The following is a 16,742-nucleotide window of genomic DNA, read 5'->3' as shown; positions in this document are numbered from 1 at the left end:
ACTATTTTAGTGTTGCAAATTATCATGTACTTAATGAATACTGAATTACAATTTAAAATCACATTACTCAGCCCGACGCCAGGCGTAGATTTCGCCCTGCAAAAAGGCTCAGGTAATACTTACCAGATGATCCAAAAACAAAATGTATCCTCTGGTGATATTTCCTTCCTTTGTCCCGTAACCATTAAAGGAGACCGGGAAAATGATGCATCACCCAAGCTATCCGGGCCATTCGTGCAGGGACCTGCAGACGGAAAGTTTATCTATATAGATATCGGCACATATGCAGGACAAACCAATACCATATGGAGCCGGCGCTTAAAAATCCCGCTTTCCGGAATCACCTGGAAAATGTTAGATCAGCTGGGATCTGACCCAAAACTCTTGTTAAACACCCAAGTGCCGGGCAAGGGTAAAGATGGAGGACCCAACTGCGCCACAGTTAAGCCTTTTGATGGCTGGCATGTCACTGTTTAAAAAGTATACTATACAAGTATTCATCCTTTTACTCAACTATTTCTTGGCGCCCAGGCTGGCACGGACTTCTTTTACATAGTCAACTGATACCTAGGCGATTTCGGCGGCTTCCTGGTCGGAGAAACCGAGTTTGGTGAGCAGGTTTTCAACTATAGAATGACGGGCTTTTTCAGCGCCCTTTTCGATACCCTTTTCAATACCTTTCTCAACGCCTTTTCTTTCGCCGAGTTTATAAAACATGTCTTTTTCTACTTTAAAAAATGTACTGACAGATTGCATAATTTTTAATAATTAATTGGTAAATATTAGTTCGCTCGTCATCTCGACCTAAGGAGAGATCTCTTGTCTGAGTGGACAAACTACCATAAATTTATCTCATTGGATAAGTCTTTCCATGTGGGATTTATTGCGTTTATTAAGGCTGTTTTCTTCGCTCTGCCCCATTTCTTGACTTCCTTTTCGCGAGATATAGCCTCAAGTATTGACGGTTGCATTTCATAGTAGATACAGTAAAACAGCCTATACTTTGCTGTAAAAGATTTTGGGTTTGAGGCTGAACTATGTTCTGCAATCCTCGCCTGAAGATCGGCAGTAACTCCGACGTACAATACTGTCCTGGATAAATTGGTCATCATGTAAATGCAGCCTCCTCTATCCATTTTGTATGTGGTATAGTTCAAGAGATCTCTCCTTAGGTCGAGATGACGCCGGGACCCTAAGTTGCGGTTGCAGGGTGACTTCCAGGTTTTCACGTATTATTTTGTCGTATTGATTGACCTGAAATGAATCTCTAATTCTATTGGGCATTTGCTTGTTTTTATATGATTTGCTAAAATTTATATAATTTGCCGGTTTTATATCTGTTTATATAATTTGCTGGTTTATGATTTGTCTGTTTATATGATTTGCCTGTTTTATATAAATAATAAGTTGCGGCAAACATATACAGATTTGGTCAATAAAAACACGTTTCCAAAACAAATTTATTAGATACAATTGTTTGAATATCAATGAAATATATTGATAAATTGTTCGGAATTTTGCGATGGTTTTGAAGTGTTTGTTCTATTTTACGCTGATCGGCTCCATAATTCTTTTTTCACATTAACAACCGCTGGAAGTAAATGTTCCAAACTGATTCCTTTTCAAAAAAACTCGACATTTTGCAACATTATGCAATTGACTGTGTCCTTTTTGAAATGTCATCAATGAAGCGTCTATTTTTTATTACTCTCTGTATAATTTATACCCAGGTGGTTTATGCTCAGGGACAGGAGCTTGGTCAAGTCATCACCAGGTATGCTAAAGAACACAAGTTCAGCGGGTCGGTAATCGTTCAAAAAAAAGGCAGGATCCTGAATTTCTCCGCTTATGGGATGGCCAATATTCCTTACGGGATTCCCAACCGTCCGGAAACTAAATACCAGATTGCGTCAATTACCAAGCTCTTTACTACCGTATTAGTTCTTCAGCTGCAAGAGCAGGGTAAGCTCAGTTTGGCGGGTAAAATCAGGGACTATTTGCCAGATTATTCGGGAGAGGCTGGCGAGAAAGTCAGTATCCGTCAGTTGTTGAACCATACCTCCGGAATGGCGAATATGGAAAGTATTCCTGATCCTGAATTTAAATTCGACTGGCTGGGAGCTTACGGGAAGCCTTATACCAGCAATCAGCTCTTGGAGAAATTCTGTACCGGGAAAATGCTGCATGAGCCTGGAAGCTTCTTTGATTATAATAATGGAGATTATATCATTCTGGGGAAAATAATAGAAAGAATCTGGGGAAAGCCTTATGAATCAGTACTCAATGACAACATTTTGAGGCCACTGAGAATGCAGAAGTCCGGTATGTGTATTCAGGCGAAACTGGCTCCGGTGATTGCTGACACCTACTCGGTCAATGCCGTCACAAATGAACTTGAAAAGGATGAACCCGCTTACATACAGAATTGGTATGCTGCCGGAGCTATGTATTCAACAACTTCAGATCTTTTGATTTTCATAAACCAACTGTTCAGCAATAGGCTTATCAGTCGCTCCAGTTTGATGATGCTGACCACACCTGGCCTTGACGATTATGGGTATGGTGCATGGATCAGGGGTAAGAACCAGCGGTTTTTGGAACGTTACGGACACATCAGGGGCACCAACACGATAATCCTGCGCAGTTTGGATTCTGATTTGACCATAATCATACTTGGCAATACAGACCGGATAAATAATCTTGGGCCTTTTGCTTATTATATTGTGGATCAACTCAAATGATTTCAAAGCCGGGCCGAGATTGCTTCGTCATTCGTTCCCGAAATGAATTCGGGACAGGCTCTCGCAATGACGGGAAGGTGAGCTCCAGGTTCTTACATGAAGTATGGAAAACAGTATTGCCCTAAGGAGGAATGAGTATGAGATTTTTAGAATATTAGCATTCGTTCTGAAGGAATAGATATGATGGCTGCTATCGCTGAAGCAAGGGAAACATTTGGTTAGGCATCTTTTTAAAATCAGCTCCTTTTTGTAGGTTTGAAAACCATGGAATCTTTAGACAAAGAGCAAAAGCTCTATGAAAAAAATGTGCTCGTGATCCTCGCAAGTGCCAGCAAGCATTCCTCTAACAGGAAGCTTATGGAGTTATTCCAAAAATTAGCCCTTCCTTATTTTAGCATAACCATACTGGACAACCTGGAAACACTGCCGCACTTTGATGCCAGTCTTACTGAAAACTTGCCTGAAACAGTCTCTGATTATCATCACCTGATCGAATCGGCGGACGCGATAGTTATCTGTACCCCAGAATATATTTTTAGCATCCCCTCCAGGCTAAAGAATTTGATGGAATGGTGCGTAGCCACGACCATTTTCAATGACAAACCCGTTGGATTAATTACAGCCTCTGCGGATGGCCGTCATGGACATACCGAATTGAAACTGATCATGAGTACGCTTGGCGCAAAGCTCAGTGAGGAGGCATCGCTCCTGATCCCAGGCATAAAAGGTAAATTCAATGCAGATGATGACCTGATAGATCCGTCCATAATGAGATCGCTTGAAGCATTTAGCAAGGGCTTGACCAATTTATTGAATTGAGGAATCCCTGGCAGCAGTATCTATTTCTTCGTCAAGGTGGGTGCCCTGACCATCTGCAAATTCCTTTTCGCCTTCTGTGTACGCAGCATCTTCCCCGGACACTTCTGGATGTTCGTGCGTCTGTAATTTCATAATTAGGATGTTTATTATGTAACAACCGTTTTAAAGGGAAGTTTCAGTGTTCCCAAAAGCGATATTTTCGGATTTTAAAACATTCTAGTGCTCTCGGGGTTATCCAAATAACTAACTATGAATATACTATGGGACATAATGATGAAATAATCAGCGATTTAAAGGGACTGATAAACATTCTAAATGATGGTAAAGAGGGTTATGCCTCTGCAAGTGAAACCACTGACAGTACTGAACTGAAAGGGCTTTTCCTGAATTACGCCGCCCAGCGATCAGCATTTGCCGAAGAACTGAAGACGCATCTGGCGGCCCATGGGGGAGAATCTGAAAATGAAAGCGGCGGGGTCCTGGGAGCTTTGCACCGTACCTGGATTGACATTAAACAAGCCTTCAGCAGTAAGGAAGACTCAGCAATACTTGGCGCTATTGAAACCGGCGAGAAAGCCGCTATTGAAAAGTTTGATGCTGTATTAGATGATCCTGCGACTCATACAGACCACATTGAGCTGCTGCAGCGTCAACGCACCGCGATCCGGGAGGCTCTTAGCGAAATAGAAACTTATCACCACCGGATTGATAACTTAAATGATTAATACTATGAAAACATGGACGGTAAAATTCAAGGGCCGAATGCGGTTAAGGTAAAAAAAAGTGCCAGGCAAACTGAGCACCTTGATCAGATGCAGCAGAATGCAAAGGCCGACTGGGAAACTATCGGCAGTTCAGGCGATCTTGCGCCGGAAGATGATACATACAGAGAGCCCGGTGACGACCTGAACATCGGCAGCGATCCGGAAGCAAATCTGACAGGACCAGTCCAGGAGAAAGATCAAAATGATTCCTGGAAGAATTCGTTAGCAGATGATGAATTAAGGGCTCCGGATTCCTGATATCGGGGATTTATTAGGGACTGCTGACAACAATTCTAATTAGAATTGCTCGTGCTATGGCTTCTCTTGTTAACCGGTTAAGCCCGCGTATCTTTTGAAGTACTTCTGTATTGTTTGTAGCAATCATAACTACCTAAACTAGAAACATGAAAGACCTGGCCAAACGTTTTCCGCAGAATCCTTTGCTGTTGCCTAAAGATGTACGCCCCAGTGCTGAGGAGCTGCAGGTCATCTGCCTGCTCAACCCCGGTGTGTTTACCTTTGAAGGCAAGATCTGGCTGCTGGTCAGGGTCGCCGAAAGTATCAAACAGGTGGAGGGCTGGGCATTTATCCCGGTGCTGAGTGAGGAAGGGAAATTGGAAATTATTGAAGTGCCTTTGAATGATCCGGACCTGATCGCAAGCGATCCCAGGGTGTTTAATTATCAGGGCCTGGATTACCTGACCACCGTATCTCACCTGAGGCTGCTCAGCAGCACGGACGGGATCCATTTTGCTGAACAGGAGGACTATCCAGGGTTATTTGGTAAAGGAAAACTGGAACGTTATGGAATTGAGGACTGCAGAGTTTCCTTTTTAGAAGATCAATATTACCTGACTTACACAGCTGTCTCGGACAGCGGAGTCGGCGTGGGACTGCAGACGACCCGGGACTGGAAGCATTTTGACCGCAAAGGCATGATCCTGCCTCCCCATAATAAGGATGTCGCAATATTCGAAGAACGGATCGCCGGAAAGTACTACGCTTTGCACCGCCCCAGCAGCAAAGACATCGGAGGAAACTATATCTGGCTGGCCGAGTCGCCTGACGGATTACACTGGGGCAACCACAAATGCATCGTTAAATCACGCCCGGGCATGTGGGACAGCGCCAGGGTTGGGGCTGGTGCTGCGCCTATAAAAACTAAAAAAGGCTGGCTGGAAATTTATCATGGCGCAACAGCAGAACACCGCTATTGCCTTGGCGCTTTTTTACTGGACCTTCAGGATCCCTCTAAAGTTATTTCAAGAAGCATTGAACCCATCATGGTTCCCACTGAAAATTACGAACTCAGCGGTTTTTTTGGCTTTGTGGTTTTTACCAACGGCCATCTTGTAAATGGGGATGAGCTGACTATTTATTACGGGGCAGCTGATGAATTTGTCTGTGGTGCCAGGTTCTCCATCAGCGAGATCCTGCAAAGCCTGGAAATTTAATCTGCTTTATGATGACAGAATGGCGACAATCAATTGTCGAGTATTTCAGCAAAAGATTAAATCTTATTTCCGATTGGAAGGAATTGCCGGGTTTCATTTCGCTGAATGGCGATGAGACAGGGTTTGAAAAAGCTGGACTATGTTGTCTTAGGCGTGGTATCGGTATACTGGTGCGCCAGGCAGTTTTGTATGCAAGCGGTACTCAAAGATCATCTAAGATGCCATAGCTGGTTAAAAGATCCCTTTTATGAGAAAAATATAATTACTATCAACATTATAAAGAAAGCTATCACCTGAATTTTCCAATCATAATAGTTTCTATATGTTGTCCATGGATGGTTTTTCCAGTCCTTTTTTTGTTTATTATTCATAAATAAATCTAAAGTACTTTTAAATATAGCAATTAAATGCGTTGGAGTAATCCATATCGACAACAAAGTTTAATCAAAAAGTACAAATTTATTGTCATAATGGGCGTTTGCGGAAATTCGCTACAGTTTATCTTTGGGTTAACATTTGATTCGGTATGGTTAGGATGCCGATGATAGTGTAAATAACCAAATATAACAGAGACGCTGCATTAGGTTGGCGCTTATTGTTTAATATCAAAATTTTATACCTATAAGTAGAAGATCGCCCAAACCAAACTAACCAATCCCCAAAATTTAGACCGTATATTTTTTAAAGAAAGGATTTTATGATATAACCGCTATCAAAAACAGTCTTTTAAGTGCCTTCATTGCAAAAAGCACTCAAAAGACATATTCAAATGCATGTAGTTTTTCTTAACGCAGACCGGAAAATAGGCTAGAACCAGGTTCCGTAACCGCAAACAATTAACATTTAAACAGGTGTAAAAGTATGAAAAAAATACTTATTCTCCTCGTATACTCCATTTTGGGCAGTGCTTATTATGTATCTGCTGCAAATGCGGGAAAGACGGGGGTATTTAACGGAGAAAACAATCTCTATAAAATTAACAATAATTCTAGTCTTTTTCAGCGGGTGCTGACAGGAACAGTGAACGACGAGTCTGGACTTCCCATTCCAAATGTAACCGTCAAAGTTGAATCATCAGTTCCTGTTAGAGCTGCAACAACTAATCAGGAAGGGAAATACAGTATACAGGTTAGTAGTGACTCAGAAGTGCTGGCGTTTTCCTATGTGGGATATAAGACACAAAAGGTAACTGTCGGCAGTAATAAAACTCTCGATATCAAGTTGATTTCAGACAATTCGCTTGAAGAAGTCGCTGTCGTGGCTTTCGGTACGCAAAAAAAAACAGATCTGGTTGGCTCGGTAGTTTCTGTTAAAGTGTCGGACCTTAAAATTCCGTCCAGTAATCTGACGACTGCACTGGCCGGGCGGATTCCTGGCATGATTGCGTTTCAGCGTGGTGCTGAACCGGGAAATGACAATGCCAATTTCTTCATTCGGGGGGTCACTACTTTTGGGTATAAAAATGACCCGTTGATATTAATCGATAACATGGAAGTTGGCACGACAGAACTCGCACGGCTGCAGCCAGATGACATCGCTAGTTTTTCTGTAATGAAGGACGCTACTTCGACAGCTCTATATGGTGCGCGTGGTGCTAATGGGGTAATATTAATAACTACAAAACAAGGCGCAGTCGGCAAGGCGCAGATCTCCCTCCGGGTAGAAAATTCCCTGTCATCTTCAGTGAGGGATATCGAATTGGCTGACCCGGTCACTTTTATGAAACAGGCCAACGAAGCAGTATTGACTCGCAATCCTTTAGGACAGGTTTTGTACAGCGACGAAAAAATTGCAAATACGGCTGCTGGCGTGAACCCCTATATCTATCCTGCAAATGATTGGAGAGAACTGGTATTCAAAGACTACACCGCAAATCAGCGCTATAACTTAAACGTAAGTGGAGGCGGCCAGGTTGCGAGATATTTTGTTTCCGGAGCCTTAAACAAAGACAATGGATTGCTAAAGGTAGATCCACGAAATAACTTTAATAACAATATTGACTTAACTAGTTATTCACTCCGCTCTAACGTTAACATTAATCTGACGAAAACTACCGAGATGGTGGTTCGCTTAAGCGGTAGTTTTGACGAATATACTGGGCCCAGAGACGGTGGCGCAGATATGTATAAAAAGGTAGTACGATCTAACCCTGTGCTTTTTCCACAGTATTACCCTCTTGATGAACAACACCAGTTCGTCAAACACATTATGTTTGGAAATTCGGACGTAGGCGGTAAGAACTACTTAAATCCATATGCGGATTTGGTAAGTGGTTACAAGGACTCATCAAGATCACTAATGCTTGCACAATTGGAACTTAAGCAAGACCTGTCTTTCGTGACCCAAGGCCTTAATTTTCAAATGATGGCAAACACCAACCGTGCAGCCTTTTTTGATGTTAGCCGGGCCTACAATCCCTACTACTATAATCTAATCGGTTACAACCCTGAGGACAATACCTATTCTATTGATGGAATGAATGAAGATACTGGGACGGAATATTTAGATTATCGTCCAGGGGAAAGGGTGCTGAATTCTGTCTTTTATGCGCAATCACAATTAAATTACAGTCGTACTTTTAATAAACACGGAGTGAGTGCGCTACTAGTTACCATGCTGCAGAACAATCTTAGCGCAAACGGACGTGACCTGCAGGAATCGCTGCCCTCGAGAAACATGGGCCTTTCTGGCAGGGCAACTTATAACTATGACAGCCGGTATTATTTAGAATACAACTTTGGCTATAATGGATCAGAAAGATTTGCAGAGAAACGCAGATTTGGTTATTTCCCATCTGCCGGTGTGGCCTGGACGGTCTCAAACGAGAAGTTCTTCAGTAAGATGAAATCAGTCGTAAATAGTCTTAGACTGCGAGCAACATATGGCTTGATCGGTAATGATGCTATAGGTACTGACCGTGACCGTTTCTTTTACCTTTCTAACGTTAATATGAACGCATTTGAAAGAGCTGCTTACTTCGGTAATGGGCTGGGAGCGGGCCATTCTCTGCCTGGAGTAAACATTTCCAGATATGCCAATGAGGACATAAGCTGGGAAAAATCTACTAAAACCAACTTAGCCCTGGAAGTAGGGTTTTTTGATAAATTAAAAATAACTGCCGAAGTTTATTCAGAACAACGTAAAAACATATTAATGACTCGTGCAGCCATTCCTGTAACGATGGGCTTAACTGCCGAGGTCAGGGCAAATGTTGGTGAGGCTTCGGGAAAGGGAACAGATCTCTCTTTTGAATATACTCAAAACGTTGGTCAGGATTTTTGGATTACCGGAACCGGGAACTTTACCTATGCACGAAGTAAGTTTACCGTTTATGAGGAACCTGTATATAACGAGAAATATCGCAGCCGGATTGGACACCCCATTTTTCAGGAATATGGATTTATTGCCGAGCGTTTGTTTGTTGATGATGTTGAAGCACGAAACTCTCCCAGACAGAACTTTGGTCCTTACGGCGGCGGAGATATAAAATACACGGACGTAAATCGCGATGGCCAGATCACAGGTGCAGACATGGTTCCCATCGGTAACCCAACCTTACCAGAAATAGTTTATGGTTTTGGTTTCTCTTCTGGATTTAAAAGTTTCGACTTTTCTGCCTTCTTCCAGGGATTGTCAAATGAATCGTTTTGGATTGATTCGCGCAAGACCTCACCATTCGATAACGAGACGCAATTAATAAAGGCTTACGCTGACAGTCACTGGTCTGAAGATTCTAGGGATGTATATGCGTTATGGCCGCGACTAAGCCCGACTATAAATGAAAATAATAACCAAAGAAGTACCTGGTTTATGCGCGATGGAGGTTTTCTGCGGCTGAAGCAGGTTGAAATAGGTTACAAACTTCCCGAAAGCATCCAGAGAAGACTTCATACTAGAAATTTCAGAATATATGCTAACGCAACTAATCTGTTCAACATTAGCAAGTTCGACTTATGGGATGTAGAGATGGGCGGGGAAGGTCTGGGTTATCCGATTCAAAGGGTGTTTAATTTTGGCATCAACCTATCATTTAAATAAGATGGATTTTGGAACAATGGTGTTTCTAAAATCAATAATTGACAATTTATGAGAAAATATATAATAATCGGAGTTTTTGCACCGTTCATTTTGATCATTTTAAACTCCTGTAAGAAATTTTTGGATGTAGTACCTGACAATGTCGCAACTATTGATAACGCTTTTACGATGCGTACGCAGGCCATGAAATTCCTCTATACTTGCTATTCATTTATGCCTAGGCAGGGACAATTGGGAGATGATCCGGCAATGGTCGGAGGAGATGAGCTTTGGCAGATACCTGAAAGAGGTGCCTATTTGGATATGGCAAAGGGTTTTCAAAGTAAAGTAGGCCCATTGGGCGATAGATGGCAGCCGATGTATCAAGGGATTAGAGATTGTAATATTTTTCTTGAAAATATTGGAAAAGTTCCTGATATGCAGCCTGAGGAAAAGACCCGATGGATTTCAGAAGTAAAATTTCTTAAAGCGTATTACCACTTCAACCTGGTCAGGATGTACGGACCAATACCGCTGATTAAAACGAATCTACCTATTTCAGCAGACGTTAATGAAGTTAAAGTCTTTCGTGACCCAGTAGATTCCTGCTTTAATTACATTTCCACTTTACTTGAGGAGGCTGCGGCTGGGCTTCCGCAAACTATTAGCAGCCCGGCGACCGAGGCAGGTCGTATAACCCAACCAATAGCGTTGTCGTTAAAAGCGAAAGTACTGGTTACTGCTGCAAGTCCATTATTCAACGGCAATACTGATCAGTCTGCATTAAAAAACCCGGATGGAGCTCAGTTGTTCAATACTACTTATTCCCAGGAAAAATGGAATCGGGCTGCAGTTGCTTGTAAGCAGGCCATAGATGCCTGCAGTGATGTCGGTATGAAACTATATGTATACAATCCGTCCTTTCAGCAATTTGACGTTAGTGACACCATCAAAACGCAATTGAGCATCAGTGGAGCAGTTACCGAAAAATGGAATTCCGAAATAATTTGGGCGAATACACAATCAAACACAGATGGTTTGCAGCAATTAATATCCAATTGGTGGGATCCAAGGTATCTGGATGGCGTAATTACCAGAGGTGAGCTGTCGCCTCCATTGAAAATGGCAGAGCTTTTTTATTCCTCCAACGGTGTGCCTATCAATGAGGATAAGACCTACGATTATACCGGTCGCTATAACCTCCGTGTTTCAGGAGATGCCGACAAGTTGTACATACATAAAGGATATACAACGGTAGGACTGCATTTTGATCGGGAACCACGATTTTATGCTGATTTGGGATTTGATGGTGCTGTGTATTATGGCCATGGAAGATATGATGACAATGACCACATGGGGCTTTTTTATTTGGAGAGTAAATTTAAACAGCGCAATGGCAAGGGAAAATATGGTTACAATACCGTAACGGGATATAACCTAAAAAAGCTTATACATTTTCAAAATGTGATTAACTCACAAAATGATTATTCTGTAGTCAGCTATCCTTATCCCATTATGCGTTTGTCTGACTTGTATTTATTGTATGCAGAGGCTTTGAATGAGTCTGAAGGACCTAGTGAAGAGGTAAATAAATATGTTGATTTAGTTCGGGTACGTGCAGGTCTGCCGAAGGTGGCGGTATCTTGGGGAAATTTTTCAACCAATCCTGTTAAATTTCAGAATAAGGATGGTATGCGTACAATTATCCACCAGGAAAGGTTAATTGAATTGGCATTTGAGTCGCACCGGCTTTGGGATCTCCGAAGGTGGAAAGAATCTGCGACTGAGTTGAATAAGCAAATCTTAGGCTGGGATCTTTCACAAACAGAACCAATTTCTTATTACAGAACTACAGTAGTTTACAACCAATCATTTGGATCAAAGGATTATTTCTGGCCGATAGATGAAAATTACATTATCAATAATAGAAACCTGGTGCAAAATCTCGGGTGGTAATCGTCGGCTTAAATACTAATCATTTAATAAAGTATAAAATGAAGAACATATATGTTATCAGCGCAATATTGATCGCGTTTTTGGGGTACGGATGTGCTAAAGAAGGGAGGCTGGATTTTGTAGATGAAAATTCTCCGGCCCCAATGCAGGTAAGTGATGTAAAAGTAGAGGCCACACCTGGCGGTGGTATATTGACCTACAAGCTACCATCCGACGTAAACCTGGCCTATGTAAAGGCCGTATACGAAATCCAAAAAGGCGTATTTAGGGAAGCGAAGTCATCAAAATACACCGATACATTGCGCCTGGTGGGTTTTGGTGATGAGATGGTCCATACTGTGAAGGTTTATAGCGTGGCTGCCAATGAGAAAGAATCAGAGCCGATCCTGGTAGAAGTCCAGCCAAAAACGCCTCCGGTAAAGTCGGTTTTCGAATCTTCTGTTTTCAAAGAGACCTTTGGTGGAGTAAATGTACAAATAGCAAACCCGGTAAAAGCTGATCTTGCGATTGTTATTCTGAAAGACTCCACCGGAAATGGCAATTGGGTCACGGTAAGAACTTTTTATACTGCAGCTACTACTGGTGATTTTGCTGCGCGTGGTTTTGATGCGACACCTCAGAAGTTTGCAATGTACATACGTGACCGTTGGAATAATAAGTCGGATACGATCATTAAAGAACTCACACCTAAACCAGAGATTGAAATACCAAGCGACACCTATAAGAAATTAGTATTACCAACGGATCAAGTTGCATTAGCGGATCCTGGGTTTAATATCGAAAATCTATGGAATGGGTTACCTGATAGACGGATCTATGCTTCATCAAATGCTTCTTCCCTTCCGCAATGGATCACAATTGATTTTGGCAAAAAGGTATTGATGAGCAGATTCAAGCAATATATGGAACCAAATGATCATTGTTACACAGCTTCAGGGCTCAAAGATTTTGAATTGTATGGTTCAAATTCACCAAACCCTGACGGCAGCTGGGGGAGTTGGACACTTTTAGGCAAATTTACAACATTAAAGCCCTCAAATCTACCGTTAGGTCAAAAAACGAATGAGGATATAAATTATGCAACGAATTTGGGTGCTGATTTTTATTTTGAAAAGCAGCCGGAAGCTGTAAGGTACATTCGACTAAAGGCGATAGAAACTTATAGTAGTCCTGGCCAGGTGGTTATTATGGAGTTAAAATTTTTCGGCCAAATAGTTCCTTAACATTATATAATTCAATGCAAAATATAGTATTATGAAAAAAATAATTTATATCACATTGATCTGGTTAGCAGTGATCTCTATGGTTACTGCCTGCAGAAAAATGGAAGCTCCTTATAAGCAATATGTTGTAACCGGTGGACTGGTATATCCAGGAAAAGCAATTGCTGTCGCAAAGTCTGGAAAAAATAGAGTACAAATTGTCTGGCCAAAGGGGGTAGACAAGTCTGTGGTAAAAGCCAAACTTTATTGGAATAGTTTTGCTGATTCGATTATAGTTGACGTGGCTGCTATCCAGGGCGATACCATTAAAGTAATGGTGGAAGATCTTGACGAAAAAAACTACACATTCGTGATTCGTACCTTTGATGCCCAGGGAAATATGTCTGTGCCAGTGGAGGTCAATGGCGGTTCTTTCGGGGACAGGTATCAGTCGCAATTGTTGACCAGACCGGTTAATTCAACCTTAATAAATGCAGCAGGCAAATTAACGATTAATTGGGGCGGAGCAGATGTTGCTAACGGTGCTTATGCATCTGAAGTTAAATACACCGATGTTTCTGGTACGGTTAAAACCGAAGTTTTTCCGGTAATCATAGATACCAAAGAAGTAAAGACAACAGAAATAACAGATATGTTGGCAAATACAAACTACCAGTTCAGGACGATTTTTCGCCCAGATTCCCTCAGCATAGACAAGTTTTACACTACGTTCAGTGATGGAGGGTTATTCTCGATAGACAAGCGGGATTGGAAGGTTGTTTCATTCTCCTCAGAGCATCCTGGTGGTGAAAATGCCGCAGTAAATGTAATTGACGGTACAGAACACACCCGTTGGCATGCTTGCGCCGGCTGCTCAAGTTATCCCCATTGGGTCGTGATAGACATGGGGGCGCCAAGAATACTTACCCAATTTGGGGTATGGAGAACTGATTATGCTATGCCCGAAGGGGACAACCGGGGACCGAATAAATTCGAGTTCTTTACCAGTGTAGATAATGTAAGTTGGGTTAGCCAAGGCGCTTTTGATTTTGATAGGAATCTAAACGGCGAGCAACGGTATTTGCTGCCAAATAGCCCAAAAGCGAGATATTTTAAATTCGTAGGTACTCAGGGACCGGAAAGTTACATGGTACTTGGTGAACTTAGTGCCTACGGTCTTTAGGTTAAACGTACGTTTTCAGATTTATTCATACTGCCGACAGTGTTATCGCTGTTGGCAGTTAATATCCATCCCAAGTTTGAATCACCAGGAAAATCAGAATGAATCATTGTAAAAATCTTCTTAATACTACATCTATATTTATCCTGATTGCAGGATTTGTGGCGCCGTTGAATACGAGCGCTCAAAATAGTTCATTGCATAGTCGGTGGGGTAAAAACGCATATATTTCCAAAACTACATCAACTTTGGATGGAGTAAAGCCAATCGCCAAGTGGATATGGGACTCGGGATCTGAAAATCCCCGAAACTATTATTTACTGGTTAGAAAGACCTTCAATATTGATAAGATTCCACTTGATGCGATTACTTACATTTCGGCCTTTGCTTATGCCGATGTGTATATCAACGGTAAATTATTCGAGCGTTGCCCGGTGAACGGTGATCCTGAGTATCAGAATTACGACAAGTTTGACATTACGGGCTATTTAAAAAAGGGCAAAAATTGTATAGCTGCAGTAATCCACAATTTTGGTGTTGGTCTTCACTCACAAATGAATGCCAGGGGTGGATTCTTTTTACAGGCAAAGCTTAATTTTCCAGGTGCGACTATTGATCTTTTGAGCGATAGCACATGGCGGGTGACCCAGGCCAAAGCATGGAATTCCAAAGCTGCCTTACGGGATACAAATGCCCACCTAATTGGTTTTAAAGAAGAATTCGACGCCCGATTGTGGCCTGAGAACTGTTTGGACGTTGATTTCAATGACGCTAGCTGGGAGCTGGCAAAGATGATCGGCGTTCCTCCTGTTGATCCGTGGAAAAACTTGACAGTGATTGAGCGGCCCCGTTTAACCCGAAAAATCGTGAAGCCTGTAAAGCATTGGAAAAGTGCCGGTAAAATGGTGTTTGATTTCGGGGTTGAACTGGTGGGTTACCCCCAATTTACGATCAATGCCCGTAAAGAAGGTGTCCAATTTGAAATTGGGACTGGTGAACGGCTGGACAGCAATCGAACACCTCTGCTGCGTGTTAGTGTTGATCATTCTGAAAAATATATTACAAGAAAGGGGGCACAAAGCTGGCGGCCGTATACCTGGAGTGGTTTTCGCTATTTTTCAATTGAAACGAATCCGGATGTTGATATCCAGGATGTGAGTGCCGAATTCGCATGTTACGATTATGAAATGGAAAGTTCTTTTTCTTGTTCCGATCCACAGCTAAATCAATTTTGGGAAATTGGAAGGCATACTATGCGGATTAACTCGATTGATACTTATCAGGACCCATGGCGCGAACATACTCAATACATCGCCGGTGATTCGCGATACATGATGATTTATGGTAATTATGCCTTTGGTAAAAGTTCCAGACTGCTTTCGGCATACAACATTTTATCCGGAGCGCAATCACAGCGCTGGCGTACGGATGGAGCGGTCAGAAGCCGGTATCCAACTGATTATTTCATGCAACCGGGTAGTTCTGCTTACCTAGCTGATTATCAGCTCGAGTGGATACTAATGATGTATGAATATTTTCGGTATTACGGGCGTGATGAATTGATAGAGAATCTTTATCCGAACATGAAAAGGGCGATGAATTATTATCAAACCTTCCAGGATTCGAAAACAGGCTTACTTGCGAACTTGCCAGGATGGATAGTGCTCGATTGGCCAAGTACTTATCCCATAGAACAAAAGAAGATCATCACAGGAACAAACTGCTTATATTACGGAGCGCTGAAGGCAGCAGCCGTTATGGCTATAGATTTTGGCAAAGATACTCTGCAGGCCCGGTCATGGATCAAGCAAGCAGCTCAACTGAGAGCGGACATCAACAGGCAATTATGGTCAGAAAAAGATCAGGCATATCTTGACAGTTATGCTGGGACCAGAGTTGCCCAGCAATCTCAGGTCTATGCCTTAGAGTATGGGCTTGCTGACCTAAGTCGCCATGACACGATGGTCGAATTGATCGAGAAAAGCGGAAAGGCAAGCGAGCAATCCTTTGCTTACCGGATGTTGTCAACTATGTTCCTGAAAGGCAAGGATCAGTGGGCTTTAGATTATATCCGGAAAAACTGGGGTGCGCAAACCAAACTTTCTTCGTTTAACGGCGCCTGGCATGAAGGTTGGGATCTTTCCTGGGGGGCGACCTCTCATGCCTGGTCATCTGGTCCGACTGCTCTGCTTATGGAAAAAGTACTTGGAATAGAACCTACGGGATATGGCTGGAAAACCTTTTCGGTAAAACCGCATTTAGGCGATTTGGCATGGGCCAAGGGGAAGGTTGCAACAGTTGCTGGCGATATTAGTGCGAGCTGGAGGAAACTTTCAGGACAACAGTTTAGCTTAAAGATAAGCATACCTCCTGGAACCTTAGCCAAAGTATATTTGCCCACAATTAATCAACAATCAGTCACCGTTAACGGTAAATCGGTATCGGATGAAAAATATGAGTTATACCTGGAAGACGGCAGATGGTGCGTATTGACGGTAGAGGAAGGCGAGTATCATTTTCAAGTTGGGAGACGAATTTCTCAATTAGATTTTTTTTCCAGTCGGCCATCGCACTAACTAATTTATTAAAAAACTTTGACTGGCGGTTCT

At 42.3% G+C, this 16,742-nt stretch carries 14 protein-coding genes; 11 read left to right on the top strand and 3 right to left on the bottom strand.

All coding sequences use genetic code 11. The features are described 5' to 3' along the window. Positions 1-33: 33 nt before the first annotated feature. Positions 34-477, top strand: a complete 444-nt coding sequence (locus tag QEP08_RS12615; protein WP_285058500.1) for a DUF5990 family protein — start codon at positions 34-36, stop codon at positions 475-477. Positions 478-567: 90 nt separating this feature from the next. Here the strand turns inward: QEP08_RS12615 and QEP08_RS12610 are convergent, their stop codons facing one another. Beyond that, the gene (locus QEP08_RS12610; protein WP_285058498.1) at positions 568-756 is read right to left on the bottom strand and encodes a hypothetical protein; all 189 of its coding nucleotides are present in this window, start codon (positions 754-756) and stop codon (positions 568-570) included. 80 nt (positions 757-836) lie between these two features. After that, the gene (locus QEP08_RS12605) at positions 837-1,136 is read right to left on the bottom strand and encodes a GIY-YIG nuclease family protein (protein WP_285058497.1); all 300 of its coding nucleotides are present in this window, start codon (positions 1,134-1,136) and stop codon (positions 837-839) included. A 549-nt stretch (positions 1,137-1,685) separates the two neighbouring features. Here QEP08_RS12605 and QEP08_RS12600 point away from each other — a divergent pair. Together QEP08_RS12600 and QEP08_RS12595 are read left to right on the top strand one after the other, a co-directional pair. Then, positions 1,686-2,741, top strand: a complete 1,056-nt coding sequence (locus QEP08_RS12600; RefSeq protein WP_285058496.1) for a serine hydrolase domain-containing protein — start codon at positions 1,686-1,688, stop codon at positions 2,739-2,741. A 264-nt stretch (positions 2,742-3,005) separates the two neighbouring features. Next, on the top strand, positions 3,006-3,560 hold the full coding sequence (locus QEP08_RS12595) for an NADPH-dependent FMN reductase (protein ID WP_285058495.1): 555 nt from the start codon (positions 3,006-3,008) through the stop codon (positions 3,558-3,560). Here the strand turns inward: QEP08_RS12595 and QEP08_RS12590 are convergent. Continuing rightward, complete coding sequence (locus QEP08_RS12590) at positions 3,549-3,692, bottom strand: hypothetical protein (protein ID WP_285058493.1); 144 nt, start codon at positions 3,690-3,692, stop codon at positions 3,549-3,551. The two genes, QEP08_RS12595 and QEP08_RS12590, sit on opposite strands and share 12 nt — an antisense overlap. 128 nt (positions 3,693-3,820) lie before the next feature. Here QEP08_RS12590 and QEP08_RS12585 point away from each other — a divergent pair, with 128 nt between their 5' ends. The 8 genes from QEP08_RS12585 to QEP08_RS12550 all read left to right on the top strand — a co-directional run bounded on the left by QEP08_RS12585 (position 3,821) and on the right by QEP08_RS12550 (position 16,709). Further along, complete coding sequence (locus QEP08_RS12585; protein WP_285058492.1) at positions 3,821-4,285, top strand: ferritin-like domain-containing protein; 465 nt, start codon at positions 3,821-3,823, stop codon at positions 4,283-4,285. Between the two features lie 12 nt (positions 4,286-4,297). Next, positions 4,298-4,582: a hypothetical protein gene (locus QEP08_RS12580; protein WP_285058491.1), complete on the top strand. Its 285-nt coding sequence runs from the start codon at positions 4,298-4,300 to the stop codon at positions 4,580-4,582. A gap of 146 nt (positions 4,583-4,728) precedes the next feature. Next, positions 4,729-5,778: a glycoside hydrolase family 130 protein gene (locus QEP08_RS12575; RefSeq protein ID WP_285058490.1), complete on the top strand. Its 1,050-nt coding sequence runs from the start codon at positions 4,729-4,731 to the stop codon at positions 5,776-5,778. An 861-nt stretch (positions 5,779-6,639) separates the two neighbouring features. Next, the gene (locus tag QEP08_RS12570; protein ID WP_285058489.1) at positions 6,640-9,816 is read left to right on the top strand and encodes a SusC/RagA family TonB-linked outer membrane protein; all 3,177 of its coding nucleotides are present in this window, start codon (positions 6,640-6,642) and stop codon (positions 9,814-9,816) included. A 48-nt stretch (positions 9,817-9,864) separates the two neighbouring features. Beyond that, positions 9,865-11,751 (top strand): RagB/SusD family nutrient uptake outer membrane protein, encoded by a 1,887-nt coding sequence (locus QEP08_RS12565; RefSeq protein WP_285058487.1) that lies wholly within the window; start codon positions 9,865-9,867, stop codon positions 11,749-11,751. Between the two features lie 38 nt (positions 11,752-11,789). Then, positions 11,790-12,974, top strand: coding sequence for a DUF5000 domain-containing lipoprotein (locus QEP08_RS12560; RefSeq protein WP_285058485.1), 1,185 nt, complete (start codon positions 11,790-11,792; stop codon positions 12,972-12,974). Between the two features lie 31 nt (positions 12,975-13,005). Then, positions 13,006-14,136 carry a DUF4998 domain-containing protein gene (locus QEP08_RS12555; RefSeq protein WP_285058483.1) on the top strand — a complete coding sequence of 377 codons (1,131 nt, stop codon included), beginning with the start codon at positions 13,006-13,008 and terminating at the stop codon, positions 14,134-14,136. Positions 14,137-14,330: 194 nt separating this feature from the next. After that, positions 14,331-16,709, top strand: a complete 2,379-nt coding sequence (locus QEP08_RS12550; RefSeq protein WP_285058481.1) for a family 78 glycoside hydrolase catalytic domain — start codon at positions 14,331-14,333, stop codon at positions 16,707-16,709. The last annotated feature ends 33 nt before the right edge of the window (positions 16,710-16,742 follow it).

Origin of the sequence: Pedobacter ginsengisoli (assembly GCF_030244015.1) — a bacterium.
In the GTDB taxonomy this organism is placed as follows: Bacteria; Bacteroidota; Bacteroidia; order Sphingobacteriales; family Sphingobacteriaceae; genus Pedobacter; species Pedobacter ginsengisoli.
Note: the sequence above shows the minus strand (reverse complement) of the source record. Positions and strands in the feature narration are given on the sequence as shown.

What these genes read in the sequence shown, in the direction of transcription:
- QEP08_RS12615 (WP_285058500.1), top strand. Translation starts at nt 34, where the DNA reads ATGAATACTGAATTACAATTTAAAATCACATTACTCAGCCCGACGCCA.
- QEP08_RS12610 (WP_285058498.1), bottom strand. Translation starts at nt 756, where the DNA reads ATGCAATCTGTCAGTACATTTTTTAAAGTAGAAAAAGACATGTTTTAT.
- QEP08_RS12605 (WP_285058497.1), bottom strand. Translation starts at nt 1,136, where the DNA reads ATGGATAGAGGAGGCTGCATTTACATGATGACCAATTTATCCAGGACA.
- QEP08_RS12600 (WP_285058496.1), top strand. Translation starts at nt 1,686, where the DNA reads ATGAAGCGTCTATTTTTTATTACTCTCTGTATAATTTATACCCAGGTG.
- QEP08_RS12595 (WP_285058495.1), top strand. Translation starts at nt 3,006, where the DNA reads ATGGAATCTTTAGACAAAGAGCAAAAGCTCTATGAAAAAAATGTGCTC.
- QEP08_RS12590 (WP_285058493.1), bottom strand. Translation starts at nt 3,692, where the DNA reads ATGAAATTACAGACGCACGAACATCCAGAAGTGTCCGGGGAAGATGCT.
- QEP08_RS12585 (WP_285058492.1), top strand. Translation starts at nt 3,821, where the DNA reads ATGGGACATAATGATGAAATAATCAGCGATTTAAAGGGACTGATAAAC.
- QEP08_RS12580 (WP_285058491.1), top strand. Translation starts at nt 4,298, where the DNA reads ATGGACGGTAAAATTCAAGGGCCGAATGCGGTTAAGGTAAAAAAAAGT.
- QEP08_RS12575 (WP_285058490.1), top strand. Translation starts at nt 4,729, where the DNA reads ATGAAAGACCTGGCCAAACGTTTTCCGCAGAATCCTTTGCTGTTGCCT.
- QEP08_RS12570 (WP_285058489.1), top strand. Translation starts at nt 6,640, where the DNA reads ATGAAAAAAATACTTATTCTCCTCGTATACTCCATTTTGGGCAGTGCT.
- QEP08_RS12565 (WP_285058487.1), top strand. Translation starts at nt 9,865, where the DNA reads ATGAGAAAATATATAATAATCGGAGTTTTTGCACCGTTCATTTTGATC.
- QEP08_RS12560 (WP_285058485.1), top strand. Translation starts at nt 11,790, where the DNA reads ATGAAGAACATATATGTTATCAGCGCAATATTGATCGCGTTTTTGGGG.
- QEP08_RS12555 (WP_285058483.1), top strand. Translation starts at nt 13,006, where the DNA reads ATGAAAAAAATAATTTATATCACATTGATCTGGTTAGCAGTGATCTCT.